The sequence below is a fragment of the Wohlfahrtiimonas larvae genome, assembly GCF_002006755.1.
GTDB lineage: Bacteria > Pseudomonadota > Gammaproteobacteria > Cardiobacteriales > Wohlfahrtiimonadaceae > Wohlfahrtiimonas > Wohlfahrtiimonas larvae.
Genome location: NZ_MVDO01000040.1, coordinates 1 through 18,595 on the forward strand (window position 1 = coordinate 1; position 18,595 = coordinate 18,595).

20 protein-coding genes and 2 pseudogenes are annotated in these 18,595 nt (G+C 37.3%); 13 read left to right on the forward strand and 9 right to left on the reverse strand.

The window, feature by feature from the left end:
• From BZK14_RS02855 to BZK14_RS02900, 10 genes and pseudogenes are all read left to right on the forward strand, one after another.
• Positions 1-282: pseudogene (locus BZK14_RS02855) on the forward strand (threonine synthase); the annotation flags it as partial.
• Positions 283-299: 17 nt separating this feature from the next.
• Positions 300-1,526, forward strand: coding sequence for a phosphoglycerate dehydrogenase (gene serA, locus BZK14_RS02860; RefSeq protein WP_077925088.1), 1,227 nt, complete (start codon positions 300-302; stop codon positions 1,524-1,526).
• Between the two features lie 22 nt (positions 1,527-1,548).
• Positions 1,549-2,139 carry a DUF2058 family protein gene (locus BZK14_RS02865; RefSeq protein WP_077925089.1) on the forward strand — a complete coding sequence of 197 codons (591 nt, stop codon included), beginning with the start codon at positions 1,549-1,551 and terminating at the stop codon, positions 2,137-2,139.
• Positions 2,140-2,288: 149 nt separating this feature from the next.
• Positions 2,289-3,176, forward strand: coding sequence for a c-type cytochrome (locus tag BZK14_RS02870; RefSeq protein ID WP_077925090.1), 888 nt, complete (start codon positions 2,289-2,291; stop codon positions 3,174-3,176).
• 24 nt (positions 3,177-3,200) lie between these two features.
• On the forward strand, positions 3,201-3,878 hold the full coding sequence (locus tag BZK14_RS02875; RefSeq protein ID WP_077925091.1) for a thiol:disulfide interchange protein DsbA/DsbL: 678 nt from the start codon (positions 3,201-3,203) through the stop codon (positions 3,876-3,878).
• A gap of 71 nt (positions 3,879-3,949) precedes the next feature.
• Entirely contained in the window at positions 3,950-4,768 is an 819-nt protein-coding gene (gene lgt / locus BZK14_RS02880; RefSeq protein ID WP_077925092.1) for a prolipoprotein diacylglyceryl transferase, read from the forward strand.
• Complete coding sequence (locus BZK14_RS02885) at positions 4,765-5,559, forward strand: thymidylate synthase (protein ID WP_077925093.1); 795 nt, start codon at positions 4,765-4,767, stop codon at positions 5,557-5,559. Before lgt ends, BZK14_RS02885 begins: the two co-directional genes overlap by 4 nt.
• A 2-nt stretch (positions 5,560-5,561) precedes the next feature.
• Positions 5,562-6,017, forward strand: coding sequence for a ribonuclease HI (gene rnhA, locus BZK14_RS02890; protein WP_425445327.1), 456 nt, complete (start codon positions 5,562-5,564; stop codon positions 6,015-6,017).
• Positions 6,010-6,699 (forward strand): DNA polymerase III subunit epsilon, encoded by a 690-nt coding sequence (gene dnaQ / locus BZK14_RS02895; RefSeq protein WP_077925095.1) that lies wholly within the window; start codon positions 6,010-6,012, stop codon positions 6,697-6,699. The genes rnhA and dnaQ overlap by 8 nt, the downstream gene beginning before the upstream one ends.
• 122 nt (positions 6,700-6,821) lie before the next feature.
• Positions 6,822-7,958, forward strand: a pseudogene (locus BZK14_RS02900) (DEAD/DEAH box helicase); the annotation flags it as partial.
• Positions 7,959-8,054: 96 nt separating this feature from the next.
• On the opposite strand, the gene rluF reads toward BZK14_RS02900, so the two are convergent.
• The 9 genes from rluF to accD all read right to left on the reverse strand — a co-directional run bounded on the left by rluF (position 8,055) and on the right by accD (position 16,828).
• Positions 8,055-8,783, reverse strand: coding sequence for a 23S rRNA pseudouridine(2604) synthase RluF (gene rluF, locus BZK14_RS02905; protein WP_077925097.1), 729 nt, complete (start codon positions 8,781-8,783; stop codon positions 8,055-8,057).
• A gap of 190 nt (positions 8,784-8,973) precedes the next feature.
• Positions 8,974-10,287 (reverse strand): M16 family metallopeptidase, encoded by a 1,314-nt coding sequence (locus tag BZK14_RS02910; RefSeq protein ID WP_077925098.1) that lies wholly within the window; start codon positions 10,285-10,287, stop codon positions 8,974-8,976.
• Positions 10,288-10,289: 2 nt separating this feature from the next.
• Positions 10,290-11,684: a M16 family metallopeptidase gene (locus tag BZK14_RS02915; protein ID WP_077925099.1), complete on the reverse strand. Its 1,395-nt coding sequence runs from the start codon at positions 11,682-11,684 to the stop codon at positions 10,290-10,292.
• A gap of 119 nt (positions 11,685-11,803) precedes the next feature.
• On the reverse strand, positions 11,804-12,529 hold the full coding sequence (locus tag BZK14_RS02920; protein WP_077925100.1) for an SDR family oxidoreductase: 726 nt from the start codon (positions 12,527-12,529) through the stop codon (positions 11,804-11,806).
• Positions 12,529-13,245 carry a bifunctional 2-polyprenyl-6-hydroxyphenol methylase/3-demethylubiquinol 3-O-methyltransferase UbiG gene (ubiG, locus tag BZK14_RS02925; RefSeq protein ID WP_077925101.1) on the reverse strand — a complete coding sequence of 239 codons (717 nt, stop codon included), beginning with the start codon at positions 13,243-13,245 and terminating at the stop codon, positions 12,529-12,531. The genes BZK14_RS02920 and ubiG overlap by 1 nt, the downstream gene beginning before the upstream one ends.
• 22 nt (positions 13,246-13,267) lie before the next feature.
• Entirely contained in the window at positions 13,268-13,909 is a 642-nt protein-coding gene (locus BZK14_RS02930; protein WP_077925102.1) for a CvpA family protein, read from the reverse strand.
• 16 nt (positions 13,910-13,925) lie between these two features.
• Complete coding sequence (locus BZK14_RS02935; protein WP_077925103.1) at positions 13,926-14,645, reverse strand: SPOR domain-containing protein; 720 nt, start codon at positions 14,643-14,645, stop codon at positions 13,926-13,928.
• Between the two features lie 4 nt (positions 14,646-14,649).
• Positions 14,650-15,924 (reverse strand): bifunctional tetrahydrofolate synthase/dihydrofolate synthase, encoded by a 1,275-nt coding sequence (gene folC / locus BZK14_RS02940; RefSeq protein ID WP_077925104.1) that lies wholly within the window; start codon positions 15,922-15,924, stop codon positions 14,650-14,652.
• Entirely contained in the window at positions 15,917-16,828 is a 912-nt protein-coding gene (gene accD, locus BZK14_RS02945) for an acetyl-CoA carboxylase, carboxyltransferase subunit beta (RefSeq protein ID WP_077925105.1), read from the reverse strand. Before accD ends, folC begins: the two co-directional genes overlap by 8 nt.
• A gap of 156 nt (positions 16,829-16,984) precedes the next feature.
• Between accD and sufU the strand changes: the two genes are divergently transcribed.
• The 3 genes from sufU to BZK14_RS02960 all read left to right on the forward strand — a co-directional run.
• Positions 16,985-17,440, forward strand: a complete 456-nt coding sequence (gene sufU, locus BZK14_RS02950; protein ID WP_171973625.1) for a Fe-S cluster assembly sulfur transfer protein SufU — start codon at positions 16,985-16,987, stop codon at positions 17,438-17,440.
• 15 nt (positions 17,441-17,455) lie between these two features.
• Positions 17,456-17,845, forward strand: coding sequence for an iron-sulfur cluster assembly protein (locus BZK14_RS02955; protein WP_077925106.1), 390 nt, complete (start codon positions 17,456-17,458; stop codon positions 17,843-17,845).
• 171 nt (positions 17,846-18,016) lie between these two features.
• On the forward strand, positions 18,017-18,595 hold a 579-nt coding region (locus BZK14_RS02960), incomplete at its 3' end, for a TonB-dependent receptor plug domain-containing protein (protein ID WP_245831136.1).

The window sequence follows — 18,595 nt, forward strand, 5'->3', positions numbered from 1 at the left end:
GAAACGATTCGTAAGGTGTATGATGCGTTCAATGTAGTGGTTGATCCACATACAGCGGATGGTATTTTTGTTGCAGCTCAATATAAGGATGAAGGTATTCCTCAATTGTATTTAGAGACTGCTAAACCTATCAAATTTGCTGAAACAGTCAAGGAGGCGCTTGGCTTTGAGCCTGAGCGAGTGGCTGATTACGCGAATATTGAGGCATTGCCGCAGCGTTTTGATGTATTACCTGTGGATGTCGACTTATTGAAACAATATATTGTTAAGCAATTAAGCTAAAAGGACAGGAAACTTAAATGTATTCACTTGCAAAAGAGAAGATCAAGATTGTTTTATTAGAAGGAATTCATCCTTCTGCCGTTGAGTGTTTGAATAAATCTGGTTACACCAATATCGTTTCGTATACAAAAGCGTTAGAAGGTGAAGAGTTAACAGAAGCACTGAAAGATGCACATATTGTTGGGATTCGCTCCCGAACGCGTTTAACGAAAGAAGTGTTTGATAAAGCACCAAAGTTAATGGCAATCGGTTGTTTTTGTATCGGTACAAATCAAGTAGATTTAGAAGAAGCTCGCATTCGAGCAATTCCTGTTTTTAATGCACCTTATTCTAATACTCGTTCTGTTGCTGAATTAGTGATTGCAGAAATGATCATGTTAATGCGTGGTATTCCTGAAAAAAATGCGGTATGTCATGAGGGTGGTTGGTTGAAATCAGCTACAGGTTCTCATGAAGTGCGTAATAAAACTTTAGGAATCATTGGGTATGGTCATATTGGTACACAAGTTGGTATTTTGGCTGAAAATTTTGGTATGCATGTCGTCTTTCATGATACTGAAACGAAGTTATCTTTAGGTAATGCTGAAGCTGTGGATTTAAAGAAGTTGTTAGAAATTTCAGATTTAGTAACTTGCCATGTGCCAGAAGATGCGTCAACTAAAAATTTGATGAGCCGCGAAAATATTAAGCTCATGAAAAAAGGTGCTGTTTTAATCAATGCATCTCGTGGTAGCGTTGTTGATATTGATGCATTGGCTGATGCGATTGAATCTAAGCATTTGTCTGGGGCTGCTATAGATGTTTTCCCAACTGAACCAAAATCTAACCAGGATGAATTTGTTTCAGCATTGCGTGGCTTTAAAAATGTTATTTTGACGCCACATATTGGTGGTTCCACAATGGAGGCTCAAGAAAATATTGCAGGCGAAGTTGCGGTTAAATTAGCTAAATATTCAGACAATGGCTCAACTGTAAGTGCTGTAAACTTCCCTGAAGTATCATTGCCAGTAAATCCAGAAAGTCATCGTATTTTGCATATTCATCGTAATGTTCCTGGTATCTTACGAACAATGAATAACTTGGTATCTAATTATGAAATGAATATTGATGCTCAGTATTTACAAACAGCAGGAGATATTGGTTATGTTGTTTTAGATGTTAAATCATCTGAAAAAGATGCAGAGTCTTTGCATAAAGAAATGCAAAATGTTGAAGGTACAATTCGTTGCCGTTTGTTATTTTAATTTGATGTAAGAGGGAAGAATCGTGTCATTGCGTGATCAACTTTTAAAAGCAGGTGTGGTTTCTGAAGATCGTGCGAAAAAAGTAGAGCAGGAGAAAAAGAAAACTAAGCACCAGTCTTATCGTGATAAGGATGTAAAAGCGAAGTTAGATGCAGAAAAGAAAGCTCAGCAGGATGCGATTCTTGCCAGTGAAAAAGCTCAAAAAGCAAAATCTCAAGAATCTAATCATGAAGTTAGTTTAAAGCAACGGCGCAAGGCTTTACGTATAGAAGCTAGGAGAATTATTGATCAAAAGAGGGTAAATGTTGCGGAGGCAAATGATCAATTTAACTTTAGTTCAGATGGTAAAAAAATTCGTTATGTGAGCGTGACAGCAGAGCAGAGAAAACAACTGGGCAATGGCCAGCTTGCAATTTGTCGTAATGATCGCGATGGTTTTGATTATCCATTGATTCCTAAAGAAAATGCTTTGCGTTTGGTGGAAATTGAAAAGTTGATGGATGAACGCTGGGTTTATTTATTGATTGATCCACAAGAGGTTGTTGATAATGCGGATGAGTGGGCTGCTTGGGATGCTTATGAAGCAGAGTTAGCCAAAGAAAAAAATAATTAAGTTGATGATTTATATCGCATAAGGGAAAAGGCATTAATTGACTTGCTTCATGATTAAGGCAAAATATATAACATTTATTTCCCTTTTGTATTAGAATAAGCGATATTTTTAATTATTAATGACAGAAAAAATCGTGTAGGAGAATTATTGTGCTGTCTCATAATCGTTTATTATTAGCACTTGGAGCTTTGGGGCTTTCAATGGCTTTTTCTAGTGCTCAAACTTTAGTTGGTAATCCTGAAGAAGCAAAAAAAATTGTTGAAACACAATGTGCTGCGTGTCATGGTGTTTTTGGTGAAGGCGTTGCTGCATTACCAAATCAAGCAAAATTAGGTGGACAAGGCGCCAATTATTTAAGTGTTCAGTTGCATGCATTGAAAGAATCTAAGGATGCATCAGGTTCACGTTTTGAAATGACTATGAGTCCTCAAGCAGGTTTGTTATCTGATCAAGATATCGCAAATGTTGCTGCTTATTATAGCCAACAACCAGCAACTTACTATAAATTAGATGCTGATTTTGATGCTAAACGTCAAGCTGCCGCTGCGGCAATAGAAACTGCGAAAGCGGAATTAGCTGAGGCAGAAGCGAAAGAACAATCTATCAAGGATCAGCTAAAAGCAGACCCTGAAAATTCAGCGCTACAGAAAGAAGCAAAATCAGCACCAAGAGCAGTGAGAACAGCAAAAGGAAATGTTCGTAAAGCAGAGGATGCTGTCAAACAGGTAGATGTTGACCAAGCTAAAGCAGAAGCTTTAATCGTGCGCGGTGAGCAAATCTATTTTGGCGGTGATATGAATAAACGTATTCCTGCATGTGCGGCTTGCCATAGTCCATCAGGTTCAGGTAATGGCCCTGCTGCTTACCCTGCTGTTGCTGGCCAAAACTATGAATATTTGGTCAATCAATTAGAAAACTTTAAGAATGCTAAGCGTACCAATGATCCCGCTGGTATGATGCGAGATATTGCAGAACGTATGTCTGAAACAGAGATTGATGCAGTGGCTACATATATTAAATATATGGGGTCTAAATAAAATTTATTAATAGAGAGTAATCATATGTCGTTTAAATCTATTTCACAAAAAGTGGTTGGTTCTGTTGTATTAGCAGGCACGATGTTTATGGCGGCTTATGCACAACCTAAATTTATTGAATTATCAGAGCCAGCTCAATTGGTGAAAACCTCTAATCCTGCACAAGTAGAAGTGGTGGAGGTTTTTTCTTATACATGTGGACATTGTTATCAGTTAGAAGCGCCTGTTGCGAATTGGTTAAAATCTAAGCCAGCAGATGTTAATTTTGTACGTATTCAAATGCCAGGAGAAGGCGTTTGGGAAAGTTTAGCACGTACTTATTTTACTTTAGAAGCTATGGATAAAGTAGAAGAAGGTCATCCAGTTATGTATAAAGCAACAATGGTTGATCGTTTGCGTGCATTCGATAAAGATGCTATTGCTGCATATTTGGCAAAGAATGCTGGTATTAATGCAGAAGAGTTTGCTAAATTATGGAATTCATTCCCAGTGACTTCTAGCTATAATCGTGCTTTAGATTTGGTTCAAAATCAGTATAAGGTTGATTACACGCCTGTATTTATCATTGATGGTAAATATTTGGTGAATGGTGAAACTTCACGTGCAACATCGTATGCTGAAATTGTTGAAGCAGTTGATGAGGTATCTAAAGAGCTTTTAGCAAAAAAACAAGCGGAAGCAGTACCTGCACAAGCAGAGTAATAATATTTATTTCATAGTTAAAAAAGGGCTAACTTTTATTAGCCCTTTTTTATTGAAAACAGGTAATAGAGATGATTTTTACAGCAGATTTTGACCCCATCATTTTTTCGATTGGTCCTATTGCAGTGCGTTGGTACTCTTTAATGTATATCGTTGCTTTATTGATTGCGATCGGTTTAGGTAATTATAGAGCTAAAAAACCAGAATCAATATGGACGAAAGATAATGTTGGTGATGCTGCATTTTATATGTTTATTGGTGCGGTATTGGGTGGCAGAATTGGGTATGCTGTTTTTTATGGTTGGGAGCAAGTTCTACAAAATCCATTATTCATTCTAGGGTGGAATGGGCAAACCATTGAATGGAGTGGTATGAGCTTTCATGGTGGATTGCTGGGTACATTAGTAGCTGCACTACTAGTTCGTAAAAAAATAGAAAAAAGTTTTTGGCAAATTACAGATTTCTTTGCGCCATTATTGCCTTTAGGGCTATTTTTTGGCCGTATTGGTAATTTTATTAATGGCGAATTATGGGGTAAATATACAGATCAAACTTGGGGGGTACTTTTTGAGCAGGCGCCGACTGTAGGTAATTTAATTTATAGGCATCCTTCACAATTATATGAAGCCATCACTGAAGGATTATTATTATTCATTGTATTGTGGTGGTATACCAATAAAGCTCGCCCTCGTTGTGCGGCATCAGGATTGTTTTTAGCAGGGTATGGTATTGCTCGCTTTGTTGTAGAATTCTTCCGTGAGCCAGATGCCCATTTGGGATATCGTTTAGGCACAGAATGGTTAACAACAGGAATGATTTTATGTGTTCCAATGATAGTTGTAGGTTTAGGATTAATGTTGTTTGCATATCGTAATAAAGGTTTGAAATGAAAGCGTATTTAGATTTATTGGCAAAAGTTAAGACAGAAGGTGCATTTAAGGAAGATCGCACAGGTACGGGCACTTATTCTATTTTTGGTCATCAGATGCGTTTTAATTTACAAGAGGGATTTCCATTATTAACGACTAAAAAATTACATTTGAAGTCTATTCTTCATGAGTTATTGTGGTTTTTACAAGGTAATACGAATATTCAATATCTGACGGATAATGGTGTGCGTATTTGGAATGAATGGGCTGATGAAAATGGTGATTTAGGTCCTGTTTATGGTAAGCAGTGGCGTAGTTGGCCAACAGCTGATGGTCGCTATATTGATCAAATTTCAGAAGTTGTAGATCAAATTAAGAATAATCCAAATTCTCGTCGTATGATTGTTAATGCTTGGAATGTGGGTGAGTTGGATAAAATGGCATTACCTCCTTGTCATTTATTGTTCCAATTTTATGTGGCAGATGGAAAATTATCATGTCAGTTATATCAACGTTCTGCAGATATTTTCTTAGGTGTACCATTTAATATTGCAAGCTACGCGATTTTAACGCACATGATGGCTCAAGTTTGTGATTTAGAAGTAGGTGATTTTGTTTGGACTGGCGGTGATTGTCATTTGTATTCTAATCACTTGGAGCAAGCAGATTTGCAGTTAAGCCGTGAACCATTATTGTTGCCACAGTTAAAAATTAATCCTGAAAAGAAAGATATTTTTAGCTTTCAATTTGATGATTTTGAATTAGTGAATTACGAATCTCACCCTCATATCAAAGCAGTTGTTGCAGTATAATGATGGATAATAAAGTTTATATCTATACGGATGGTGCTTGTAGCGGAAATCCTGGTAAAGGTGGCTGGGGTGTGATTTTAAAATTTCGTGGTCACACTAAAGAATTATCTGGTTATGATCCTGATACCACTAATAACCGCATGGAACTCATGGGTGCAATCAAAGGATTGCAAGCACTTAAAAAACCTTGTGATGTTGTGTTGATTACAGATTCTCGTTATGTTCAACAAGGCATTAATGAATGGGTGAATGGCTGGATTGCACGTGGCTGGAAAACTGCAAGTAATCAACCTGTGAAAAATGTTGAACTATGGAAGTTGTTAGTGGCTGAGCGTGATCGTCATACATCTATTGATTGGCAATGGGTGAAAGGGCATGCGGGGCATCCTGAAAATGAACGGGCAGATGAATTGGCGACAAGTGCTGTGAAGAATGAAAAAGGATTGAGCGATGAGTAGGCAAATCGTATTAGATACAGAAACTACAGGGATGGATCCTGCAACTGGTGATCGAATTGTTGAAATTGGTTGTGTGGAAATGGTTGATCGGATGCTGACAGGCAATCATTTTCATGTTTATATCAATCCTGAGCGTGATATGCCTGTAGAAGCTTTCAACGTTCATGGATTGAGTGAAGAGTTTTTGAGTGATAAGCCTGTGTTTGCAAAAATTGCTCAAGACTTTGTGAATTATATTGATGGTGGCGAGCTGATCATTCATAACGCAGCCTTTGATATGAAGTTCTTAGATCATGAGCTAGAAAACATTGGATTAAAATCTTTATCCAGCCAATGCAGCGTGATTGATAGCTTGAAAGTTGCACGTGATATGTATCCAGGACAGCGCAATAGCTTGGATGCGTTGTGTAAACGTTTAGGGATTGATAACTCAAAACGTACATTGCATGGCGCACTATTGGACTCAGAGATCCTTGCGCAAGTGTATTTGGTAATGACGGGCGGGCAGGATTCTCTGTTTGGTGGCGATACAGCGATAGAGCAATCAGTAGAGGTTTCTCAGAACCTAATGGCAGCACTTGCAGATACAGCTAAGGTTCCTTCTGATAAAACACGAGTGATTTATGCTAATGCTGATGAAGTCAGTGCGCATGATGCATTTGTTGCAAAGTTTAAGAAATAGTTTGTTATTTAGGTAGAAGATAATTTTATACATCACACTATTAAATCTTTTCCAAAGACTTTTAGATAAATTCCTGTACCATATGCACTTTATTTTATACAGGCAGTGGAGTTTTAATTTTGATGTCCTTTAATGATTTAGGTTTATGTAAGGAATTACTGACAGCGTTGAATGATGTGGGTTATACAGAACCAACACCGATTCAAAGAGAAGCGATTCCTGTTGTCTTAAAGGGGCGAGATGTGATGGCTTGTGCACAAACGGGCACAGGAAAAACAGCAAGTTTCACATTACCAATTTTACAGAAATTGCACCAAAGATCATTGAAGCAAGAAACAAAAAAACGACCTATTCGTGCTTTGATTTTATCGCCAACACGTGAGTTGGCTGCGCAAATTGGTGAAAATGTTGTGGCTTATAGCAAGCATTTAAAACTTCGCTCATTGACTGTATTTGGTGGTGTGAGTATTAATCCACAAATGATGAAACTTCGCGGTGGTGTCGATGTATTGATTGCAACACCAGGGCGATTATTGGATTTAGAGCAGAAGAATGCAGTAGATTTATCCAATGTTGAATACTTAGTGTTGGATGAAGCAGATCGCATGCTTGATATGGGTTTCATTCATGATATTAAGAGAATTTTGGCTAAATTGCCAAAAAGACGCCAAAATCTATTATTCTCTGCAACTTTCTCTAAAGAGATCAAAAAGCTTGCAGAAGGTTTATTATTTAAGCCTGAAATGATTGAAATTGAAAGCTATAAACCAACACCTGACCAAATTACACAGCACATTCATATGGTGGATAAAAGCCGTAAGCGTGAGTTGTTGGCGCATTTGATTACAGAAAATAATTGGTCACAAGTTTTGGTATTTTGTCGCACAAAGCATGGTACAAATCGTTTAACAGAGCATCTGAATAAAAAAGGCATTGTGACATTGGCGATTCATGGTAATAAAAGCCAAGGTGCGAGAACACGCGCATTATCAGAATTTAAAGCAGGGAATATTCGTGTGTTATTGGCAACGGATATTGTGGCGCGTGGTTTAGATATTGCAGAGTTACCTTATGTTGTGAATTATGATCTACCTGATCAAGCTGAAGATTATGTGCATCGCATTGGTAGAACAGGGCGTGCGGATGCTAAAGGTGAAGCGATTTCATTATGTGGTGCAGAAGAATTAGAATTACTAAAAGATATTGAAAAGCTTTTGGGTAAAACAATCCAGAGAATGAATATTAAAGGCTTTGAGCCAACAGAGCATTAAGCACTTTAATGTTCTTATTAATATAGCTATTCTTCTTTACAGAAGGATAGCTTTTAGAGTTTTTTAAAATTATTGCACTATATCTTATGGGGTCCACTTGGTGGTTTGAGTGCCATAACCGAGATCTTCAAATAATTCATCTTGCTCTTTGCCAGTTAAATAGCGCCATTCGCCTACAGGTAATTTACCGAGTTCAATGTTCATGATGCGTAATCTTTTCAAGCTTGTGACATTGTAGCCAAGCGTTTCACACATTCTACGAATTTGGCGATTCAAGCCTTGCATTAAAATGATATTGAACTCATTACTGGATAATTGCTTCACTTTACATGGCAATGTTTTAGTACCTAAGATTTTTACACCAGCAGACATTTTTTGCACAAATTCATCAGTGATGGGGCGATCTACCGAAACAATGTATTCTTTTTCATGCTTGTTTTCAGAGCGCAATATCTCATTTACGATATCACCGTCATCCGTCATTAGGATTAAGCCTTCTGAATCTTTATCTAAACGACCGATATGGAAAATACGCGTTGGGTAATTCATGAAATCAACAATGTTGCCTTTCACATTTTTTTCAGTGGTACTTGTGATGCCAACAGGTTTATTCAATGCAATATAAACAAAACTTTGTGGGCTTGCCACTTCTTCAATTAAAGCACCATCCACAAGGACTTTATCACCAGGATTGACTTGATCGCCAATCTTAGCTTTCTTGCCATTGATTTTGACACGGCCTTCTTCAATTAATTTATCTGCACCACGCCTAGATGTTTTACCAGATTCACTGATAAATTTGTTTAAACGCATATTTTTTCCTTCATGTTTAACTGTTATTTGATATTTCACTTAATAGGGAAATATTAAGAAATATATGGCAGGGAAGTTATCAAATTTAATGTGATAAGAGAAGCAATACTTATTTTATTCATGCTTTAATAAACAAAAGCTCCAAATTGGAGCTTTTGTTATTGATTTTATTGAGTGATATTATCCAGAATTATGGTGCTTCGCCGCCAACGATTACTGTTACAAAATCATCAGGATGAACATGCTTTTGGAATGCTTTCTGAATCTCTTCTTTCGTAATTGCACGAATAGTTTCAGGATACGTATCATAATAATCTAAAGGTAGATCATATTGAGCAATCATAAGTAAAGCACCAGCTAAACCGCTATTGCTACTTAAACTTAAAATAGAGCTACCAATTAAGTTATTTTTTGCACGATCTAAATCCGTATCTTTTGGCCCATTTTTAATAAAATCTTTAGTGCCTTCAATTGTTGCTTTGATGGCATGATCTACACTTTCATTTTTAGTGGATAAACCAATCGTGAATGGACCATGTAAGAAAGAAGGTGCAAAATAGCTGTAAATACCGTACGTTAAACCTTGTTTTTCACGGATATCCATCATCAATAATGATGTTAAACCGCTGCCACCTAAAACATGATTGCCTAACAGTAATGGCCAATAATCAGGGCTGAAACGATCAATGCTTACATGACCCATTACAATGCGGCTTTGTGGGCTATTGAAATATTTACGCACAGTTTGTGGTTTAACTTTTTCCACTTTCTCTTCAATTTTAGACAATGCTTTGCCTTTGCCTAAAACTTCACTGATGCCGGTGCTAATTTTTTCTGCAGCAGTGCGGTCTAATGCACCTACAATGATGATATTTGCCCCAGTTGCATGATAATAATCATCACGGAACTGTTTCAGTTCTTCAATTTTCATCTTTTTCAAAGATGTTTGAAGCATTTCGCTTGTCACACCTTGAATTTGATTAGGGTAGAGCAATGTACTGAATGTTTCGCTCGCGATTGCATCAGGGCTATCCAAGCGTGCTTTTTGAGCATCGATGGATTGAGTACGTTCACGATGGAATATTTCAGCATCAAAACGTGGTTCTTGTACCATTTCACGCCACAATGATAATGTGCTGTTCAATACAGTATCATCCGTTAATGAGCGTACTTTGATTGCCGTATTTGTCACGCCAGATGAAATAGAAATTGCGCTACCTAAATTTTCTAATGCTTCAGAAAATTCATTTTCATCTTTATCTTTGGTGCCTAATGTCATCATCTGGGATGTCATGCTTGCTAAACCATAATTCTTACCTTCACGAAAGCTACCAGCATCCATGGAAATAATTAGATCCACCATGGGGATTTCTGGTGCTTCGATGAAAAGTACACGGGCACCTTCATCGGTTTGCCATTCTTGAATTCGAGATTTCATATCAGCCGCCATAACAATAGAAGAGATGCTGACACCAATGATGATTGCAATGGTTCTTTTTAACATGATTATTCTCCTTCATTGATAGCTTCTATAGGCGCAGTATGTGCACGAAGGCGTCCTACTGTTAAGTTGCCATCATTTAAGTATTTTTGTGCCACTTGTTGAATCTCTTCAGGCGTCACTTTTTCGAGATATGACACAAGATTTTCGCGATTTCTCCAGCCTTCACCAGTGGTTTCTGAAGAACCGATCGACATTGCTTGTGAATAGAGTGAATCTTTAGCAAAGATTTGACTAGTGCGATAAGCCGTTAAAATTTTATTCAATTCTTCTTTAGCTACTAAAGTTGTTTGAAGATTTTTAATTTCAGCTTTAATCTCAGCTTCTAATGTTTCTAATTCAACACCATCGGCAGGTACAGCGCTTAGCATAAATGTTGTGTCATAGCGGGAACCTTCATTGTAATAGCTAGAAGCATCCAATGATTTTTGTGATTCACGCACCATTTTTTTAGGTAAGCGTGCTGTGTTGCTGCCACTTAAGATTTCAGAGGCTAACAATAAAGCATAAGCTTCTTGTTTGTTGTCTGTGCTGTTAATACTTGGTACCTTGTAGGCCATAAACAATACAGGTAAGTTTGCTGGCGTTGCCATTTCGATATACTTAGTATCATTTTGAGGAACTTCAAAGTTAATTTCACGTACGATTTCTTCACCACGTGGAATTTTACCAAAATACTGATTCACCAATTCATGGGTTTTCTTGGCATCCACATCGCCAACAATAACAACAGTTGCATTATTTGGACGATAGAATTGCTTATACCAAGATTTTAAATCATCCAATGTCCAGCTTTGGATCTCTGGCATCCAACCAATGATAGGATTCCTGTATGCATTTGTCGTCCACACCGTTGCATTGAATGCTTCATAGAATAATGATTGCGGATTGCTATCTGTCCGTTGGCGACGCTCTTCAGCAACAACTTGGCGCTCAGGGGTGAAATCTTCATCTTTTAATACAAGATTTGCCATTCGATCAGATTCTAAACGTAAGCTCGTTTCTAATTCCCAGCTTGGTAAGATCTCAAAATATGCGGTGTAATCATAAGATGTAAAAGCATTATCTTTGCCGCCTAGATTTGCAATGATTGTTGAATGCTCATTAGGTTTTAAAGTTGGCGTGCCCTTAAACATCATATGTTCTAGCATATGAGATAAACCACCTTTGCCACGAGGTTCATCCACTGAACCTACTTTATACCAAACCATTGTAACCGCGACAGGAGCGCGATGGTCTTCACGAACAATGAGCTTTAAACCATTGTCTAAAGTAAATTCATGAGTGTTATTAGTTGTCATATCTTGGCCTGCAATTGCTGTTGTTGCCAATATGGAAAGCGTTGTTGCTGCTAAGATTTGTTTGAGTCCTTTTCTACTTTGAATCGTCGGCAATGCCATATAGATCTCCTGAGTTAGAAAGTGCGTATGATGATAGTTGATTGAATGTATCTTTTGAATTCAATGACCTCACATAATTGTGAGATCATTGGGTAGATAGACTTGATTAAGAGTGGGGACTAAAGTGTGAATGTTTGGCCTGTAATAAATGGTTTTTCACTATCATTAAGATTAATGATAATTTTAGTAACATCTTGAATATTTTTGGCATCTCGACTGCCAGAAGGCGAAACGCTGTAGCGCATAGCTGAGTTTAAACGGACAGGATCAATGCTATTGAACTGTAATTTTCCTTGTGCTTCAAATTCTGTAGCAAATAATTTCATCAATGTTGATAAGCCCGCTTTAGCGACAGCGTAACTGCCCCAATAAGCCTCATTGCCACTTGCAACTTCTGCGTGATCAAAGAAAATTACAGAGCCAAATTGATCCGCTTTATTCAATAATGGTAATAATGCTTGTGTTAAGTAAAAGGGCGTATTCAATGTTGTATTGATACTAAGTAACCATTTTTCAGGATTGGTATGTGCTAATGGTGTTAAATTACCCAAGTTGGCAGCTGTGTGAATGATGCCATCCAATTTACCGAATTCTGTTTCTAATGTTTCATAGAGTGCATAGAAATCTTCATTAGAACATTTGGCAAAATCCATATATAGAATCGCAGGTTCTGCGCCACCTTCTGCAACAATTTGATCATACAAATCATCTATGAGATTTTTCTTTTTCTCACGCCCTAAAAGAATGATTGTCGCCCCTTCTTTAGCTAATGCTAAAGCGCTATTTCTACCAACCATACCTGTAACGCCAGTGATTAAAATTACTTTGCCTTGTAAGCGACTCATTATTTTACCTCTGTTGAATGATCTGTGAGTGGTTTCTCTGCATATAGAAGATAGTTCATAGAGAGATCTTTGGTTAAATAAGCAACACGATTAAAGGGATTGAAAGACATACCACGAGTTTCCTTAACAATTAAGTCTACATTCTCACAATACAAGCATAGCTCGAAAGGTGTGATAAATTTTTCGTAATCATGAGTGCCTTTAGGAACAACTTTTAAAATATTTTCAGCTGCAAAAATAACTAGTTGCTTAGCTTTAAAGGTACGATTGATGGTGGATAAAAAGATTTTACCACCTGGTTTTAAAAGTTTTGCACATGCTCTGATAATTGATTGTGGATCAGGTACGTGTTCCAACATTTCTAGACAAGTGATTACATCATAAGTTTCAGGCTGTAAATCCGCTAGTGCTTCGACTGTAGATAATTGATAATCAATTGTTAAACCAGTAGTGTTCGCATGATCTCTTGCAACTTCTAATGCTCCGATAGCTAGATCAACGCCTGTAGCAATGGCTCCACGTTTTGCTAATCCTTCAGTAATAATACCACCACCACAACCAACATCTAAAGCTTTGCAACCATTAAGCTGGCTGAATTGTGTGATGAATTCAAAACGAGTAGGATTAATATCATGTAAAGTTTGAAAGCTACCATTGGGTTGCCACCAATCTTGTTGGTCAAATTTATTGATCTCGTCTTGAGCGACATTTTGCATAACTTTTTCTCCTAGTGATGAACTACTGTTCTACAGGTAGCGGTGCGACCTGATTAGGGTGTTGTGTTGGCGCACTTTGAGGTGTTTGTAAGTCTGATTGTAAGAGTTTAGATAACTCACTGATATTGATTTGTTGTAAAAATTTAGTTGGTAGAAATTTAGCAATCAGATTTGCACTTGTTTCTACAAACGGTGCTAATTGTGCTTTTTGCCACATTGGAATACTGTTTAAACCTGCATTCATTGCAAATAGACCTAAAAAGGCAACGACTAACCAGCCACGTAATAAACCAAAAAACATACCTAAGAAACGATCAATGAATGAGATTTTTAAGAAGCGAATCATTAATGAAATGGCCAGATTAACAAGCCCAGCTAAAAATAAAATACCTAAAAATGTAATGGCATAACTGAGTATAGAAATGAGTAGCTCTTCTGTTGAACCTTCTGTTGCAACGAGGTCAATTCTACCACCGCTGAGTGAGTTTAATTGGCTGGGTAACATTGATGCGACATCTTGGGAGAAATAGGCAGCACCCCAAAAAGCAATAATCCACACAAGCAAAGAGAGGGCTTCTGTAATTAGCCCTCTGAAAAATGCAATGATGGTTGAAAGACCAATAATGCCAATGATGGCAATGTCAATGTAGTTTAAATTGCTCATAATATCCCGTTATGAATTATTGAATTTGAATGATATAGCTATTCTGTCCTTGGCGCTTTAAATCTGCCTGTACATTTTTTGCATTTTCTTGAGTTTTCAGTGGCCCAATTCTGACTTTATATTGACCTGATAGGTAAGCAACTTCAGAAGCATAACCGCGTTTTTTATATTCCATCATAGCTTTATTGGCATTTTCTTTGCTGGAATAGGAACCAACTTGCACATACCATGTGAATTTAGGTTGTGCGGCAACTGGTGTTTGAGGTTTTGTATTAGGTTTGGATTGTGTTGTACCAATTAATTCTATTTTAGGTAATTGGTTAGATGTTTTGGTTTGGTCATTTTTTTGTGCACTGTTAGGCGCTTGATGATTAGCTTCTGCTAACAACTGTTCTGCAACAGAAAGATTAGGGTCACGTTGTGGTTGTGTGGGTATTAGTGGCGATGTATTTTCTTGATTAGTCACATTGTCCCATGTACTTTCAGAGATTGGATCTACGTTGGCAGGGGTAGATTGACCATCATTAGAAAGTGTAGGGATAGGATCCACAGAAATGGTGGGTGCTTGGAAATCATCAAATGGATTGGTTGTCGCTATTTGCGATTTATTTTCAGATGTTTGGGATGGCTTAGGAACTTTATATTCATTAGACGATAATAAATGTGGCAAGATTAAAATTAATAGTGCCAAAACAGCGATAGAGCCGACGATGCGTTGTTGTAATTTTTTATTCATAGTTTTATCTCTGATTTATCCAGTCTAATCCTTCACTAACTGTGTGGAATGATCCAAACACTAAGATTATATCATCATTTTGTTTTATGCTGAGTGCCTTTTGGCAGGCATCAGCCACTAAGTTTTCTGTTAAAACAGTATGATTATGGCTTAAAAAAGGTTCAATACGTTCTTTGAGTTGTTCTGCTGTTTGTCCACGATCACCTTCTAATGATGCTAAGACCCATGTTTGAATATCATCATTCAGTACAGAAGCTAGATTAGCAGCATCTTTATCTTTAAGCATACCTAATACCGCGATAACTTTCTGACCTTTAGCTCGATAGGGTTTTAAAAGGTTGTGTAGGATTGTGGCACCTTGTGGATTATGCGTAACATCAAAGTAAAATTCACTATTATTATGAATAACTTTTTCAAAACGACCTTTGAGTTGAGTATTCAATAAGCCATCAGCGATGATGGACTCAGTTAATTGATCTTTCATTGGGCTATTAAACAAGGCAGTAATTGCTGCTGCTGCATTTTGTAACTGGTGATCACCTTGTAATTTAGGCATTGGTAGATTGAATGACTGCTCATTCAATTGATAATGCCAAGTGGTATCATCGATTTTGTAGTATTGAAAATCTTTATTTGCATGCAGAAGTTTAGATTGTGTTCTTTGTGCTTGCTCAATAATAGAAATATTGGGCATATTTTCTGCTGAAATCACTAAAGCATTAGGTTTGATAATTCCTGCTTTTTCATAGGCAATTTCAGTAATTGTATTGCCCAATAGATTGGTGTGATCTAAATCTATCGGTGTAATGATAGCAATATCAGCATTGACAATGTTGGTGGCATCGAGCCTGCCGCCCAGTCCAACTTCTAAAACTGCAATATCAACTTTATGTTTATGAAAGAGATAAAATGCAGCTAATGTTGCAAACTCAAAGTAGGTGAGTGTAATTTCTCCACGTGCTATTTGAATGGCTTCAAATGCTTCAATGATCTCATCATCAGTGGCATTTTGACCATTGATTTGAATACGCTCATTAAAATAATGCATATGTGGTGATGTATATAATCCAACAGAAACACCTGCTGCATGGCAAATAGCGGCAACGGTATTTGTTGTAGAGCCCTTGCCGTTAGTACCTGCGACAGTGATGATAAATGGCGCGATAGCTGAAAGGTTCAGCTGTTGGAAAACTTGCTGAATACGCTCTAATTTAAAATCCATCGCTAAAGGATGGATTTTTTCAAGCTCAGTTAACCAATGGTTAAGGTTTTTACGCATTTTTTTCTACGATTTCTTCTGCTTGTTGAAAAGAAGTTTCTGAGAAAGGTTCTGGTAATTGATAAAGTTTAGATAAGATCGATGAGATTTCATTACGCATCTCGCGGCGATCAATGATCATATCAATGGCACCTTTTTCCAATAAGAATTCACTTTGTTGGAATCCTTCAGGTAATTTTTCACGCACAGTTTGTTCAATTACGCGAGGTCCTGCAAAGCCGATGAAAGCTTTGGGTTCAGCAATGATGATATCACCCAACATTGCAAAGCTCGCAGAAACACCACCATAGGTAGGATGGGTTAATACAGAGATGAAAGGAATTTTTTCATCATTCATTTTGCCAATGATCGCAGATGTTTTTGCCATTTGCATCAAAGATGTTAAGCCTTCTTGCATACGTGCGCCGCCACTAGCTGCGAACACAATTAATGGCCTGCGTTCTGTAAATGCTAAATCTGCTGCGCGTTTAAAACGCTCACCAACAACAGAACCCATAGATGCGCCCATGAAGTCGAAATCAAATGCGCAGGCAACAACAGGAATATTTTTTAATGTGCCTGACATTGCAACCATTGCATCTTTTTCACCTGTTGCTTTTTGTGCTTTGCTGATGCGATTTTTATAAGGTTCAACATCTTTAAAACCCAAGAAATCAACAGGCTCTAGATGGCCAGCAATTTCTTCGGTTGAACCTGTATCCAAGAAGTTTAACAAACGACTTCTTGCAGAAATTTTCATGTGGTGATCACATTTCGGGCAAACATTTAAGTTTTGCTCTAATTCTTGCTGATAAAGAATAGCATCACAGCTTTTACAGTTTTTCCAAATGCCTTCAGGTACTTTTTTATTAGGACTAGTACTTTTAATGCGCATTGGGTTAAGACGGTCGAACCATGAACTCATTGATACACCTTTAACTAAGTTGAAGTGGATTAGCAATGATAAATTATTCCGAATAAATACTCAATAGAGTAGAATTTAATGGCATTCTTAATGCGATCAATTTAAAAAGGGCGTATAATTGTGAACTCTTTTAGTCCTATATGATGAGCAAGACAAATGATGGATTCAGATTTACAGGCGTTGTATCAGGAAGTAATTCTTGATCACAACAAGAAACCTCGTAATTTTCGTGTGATTGATCCTGCAACGCATTCTGCCCGTGGGCATAATCCATTGTGTGGTGATCAAATTAAAGTATTTTTAACCATTGACGATAATGGTGTAATTCAAGATGTTTCATTCAAAGGTGAAGGTTGCGCAATTTCAACAGCTTCTAGCTCTTTAATGACAGAAGCTGTTAAAGGTAAAACGATTGATGAAGCGGAAGCGCTTTATAATCTTTTCCATGATGCAGTGACATCGGATGATGACGTTGATAGCAGCGGTTTAGGGCGCTTGGCCATTTTAACTGGTGTTAAAAAATATCCTGCACGTGTTAAATGTGCAACATTGTCATGGCATGCACTTCATGCTGCATTGACTGAGAATAACGAGCCCGTTAAAACAGAATAACCTAAGGAATAATGAATGAGTGATGTAGAAAGATCACCGCATGAGGCGGTTATTTACTATGCTGAAGGTGTTGAAAAAACAGAAGCAAGTGAAACATTGGTTGAAGATATCATTGCAAATATTAAACGTGTCTATGATCCTGAGATTCCTGTGGATATTTATGAATTAGGTTTAGTGTATGTAATTGAGTTTTTAGACACAACTGAAGATAATTTTAAAGTTAAGATTGATATGACATTAACTGCGCCAGGTTGCCCTGTTGCTGGTTCAATGCCTGAATGGGTGCAAAATGCAGTGATGGCTTCACCTGAAATTACAGAGTGTGTTGTAGATTTAGTTTGGGAACCATTCTGGACGCCAGAACGTATGTCATTACGTGCAAAGTTAGAGTTGAATATGCTATAATTGAATTTATAAATCATGTAATGATAAAAAACCTCGCAGTTGCGAGGTTTTTTATTGTCAAATTTTTATTGTTAATAAGTAATATTTATTATAAAAATTCTAATATTTTGGATAATCATTTGCAAATGATAATAATTATCATTACTATGTGTGCTTTTTCATGAGGGTATCATGTTAGTTGGGATTATGAAGCATCAAATGAGGCCATTAGCAATTATAGTGGCGTGTTTATTAACAGGACAGATGGTCTATGCCCAAGAAGACATTGTGAAAAAGAAAGATGAGAAGAACGATGAACAGCCTGTGGTTAATTTATCTCAAGTTGTCGTGCAGGTTGGCTCTCAAAGTATTATTGGTATGGATGATGGATTAAGTGCGGGATCGGTCGGTAAAAGCTCATTAAATCAAACGCAGTTAGATATTATTCAGGGTAGTAATATGGCTTCTGTATTGGATAAAATGCCAGGTGTAACAATGGGTGGTAGTCCAAGACCTGGCGGGCAAATTTTAAATATTTGGGGTATGAGCGATACTCAATCTGTACCAATTATGGTGGATGGTGCACTCAAAACTTTTGGTAAATATCGTCAAGGAACTTTATTTGTTGATCCCGATTTAATTAAGCAAGTGACCGTGAATAAAGGTGCTTTCAGTCCTGAAGTTGGTAATGGTGGTTTTGGTGGTAATGTTCAATTAACAACAAAAGATGCGAAAGATTTCTTAAAAGATAATCAAAATTTAGGTGCGTTC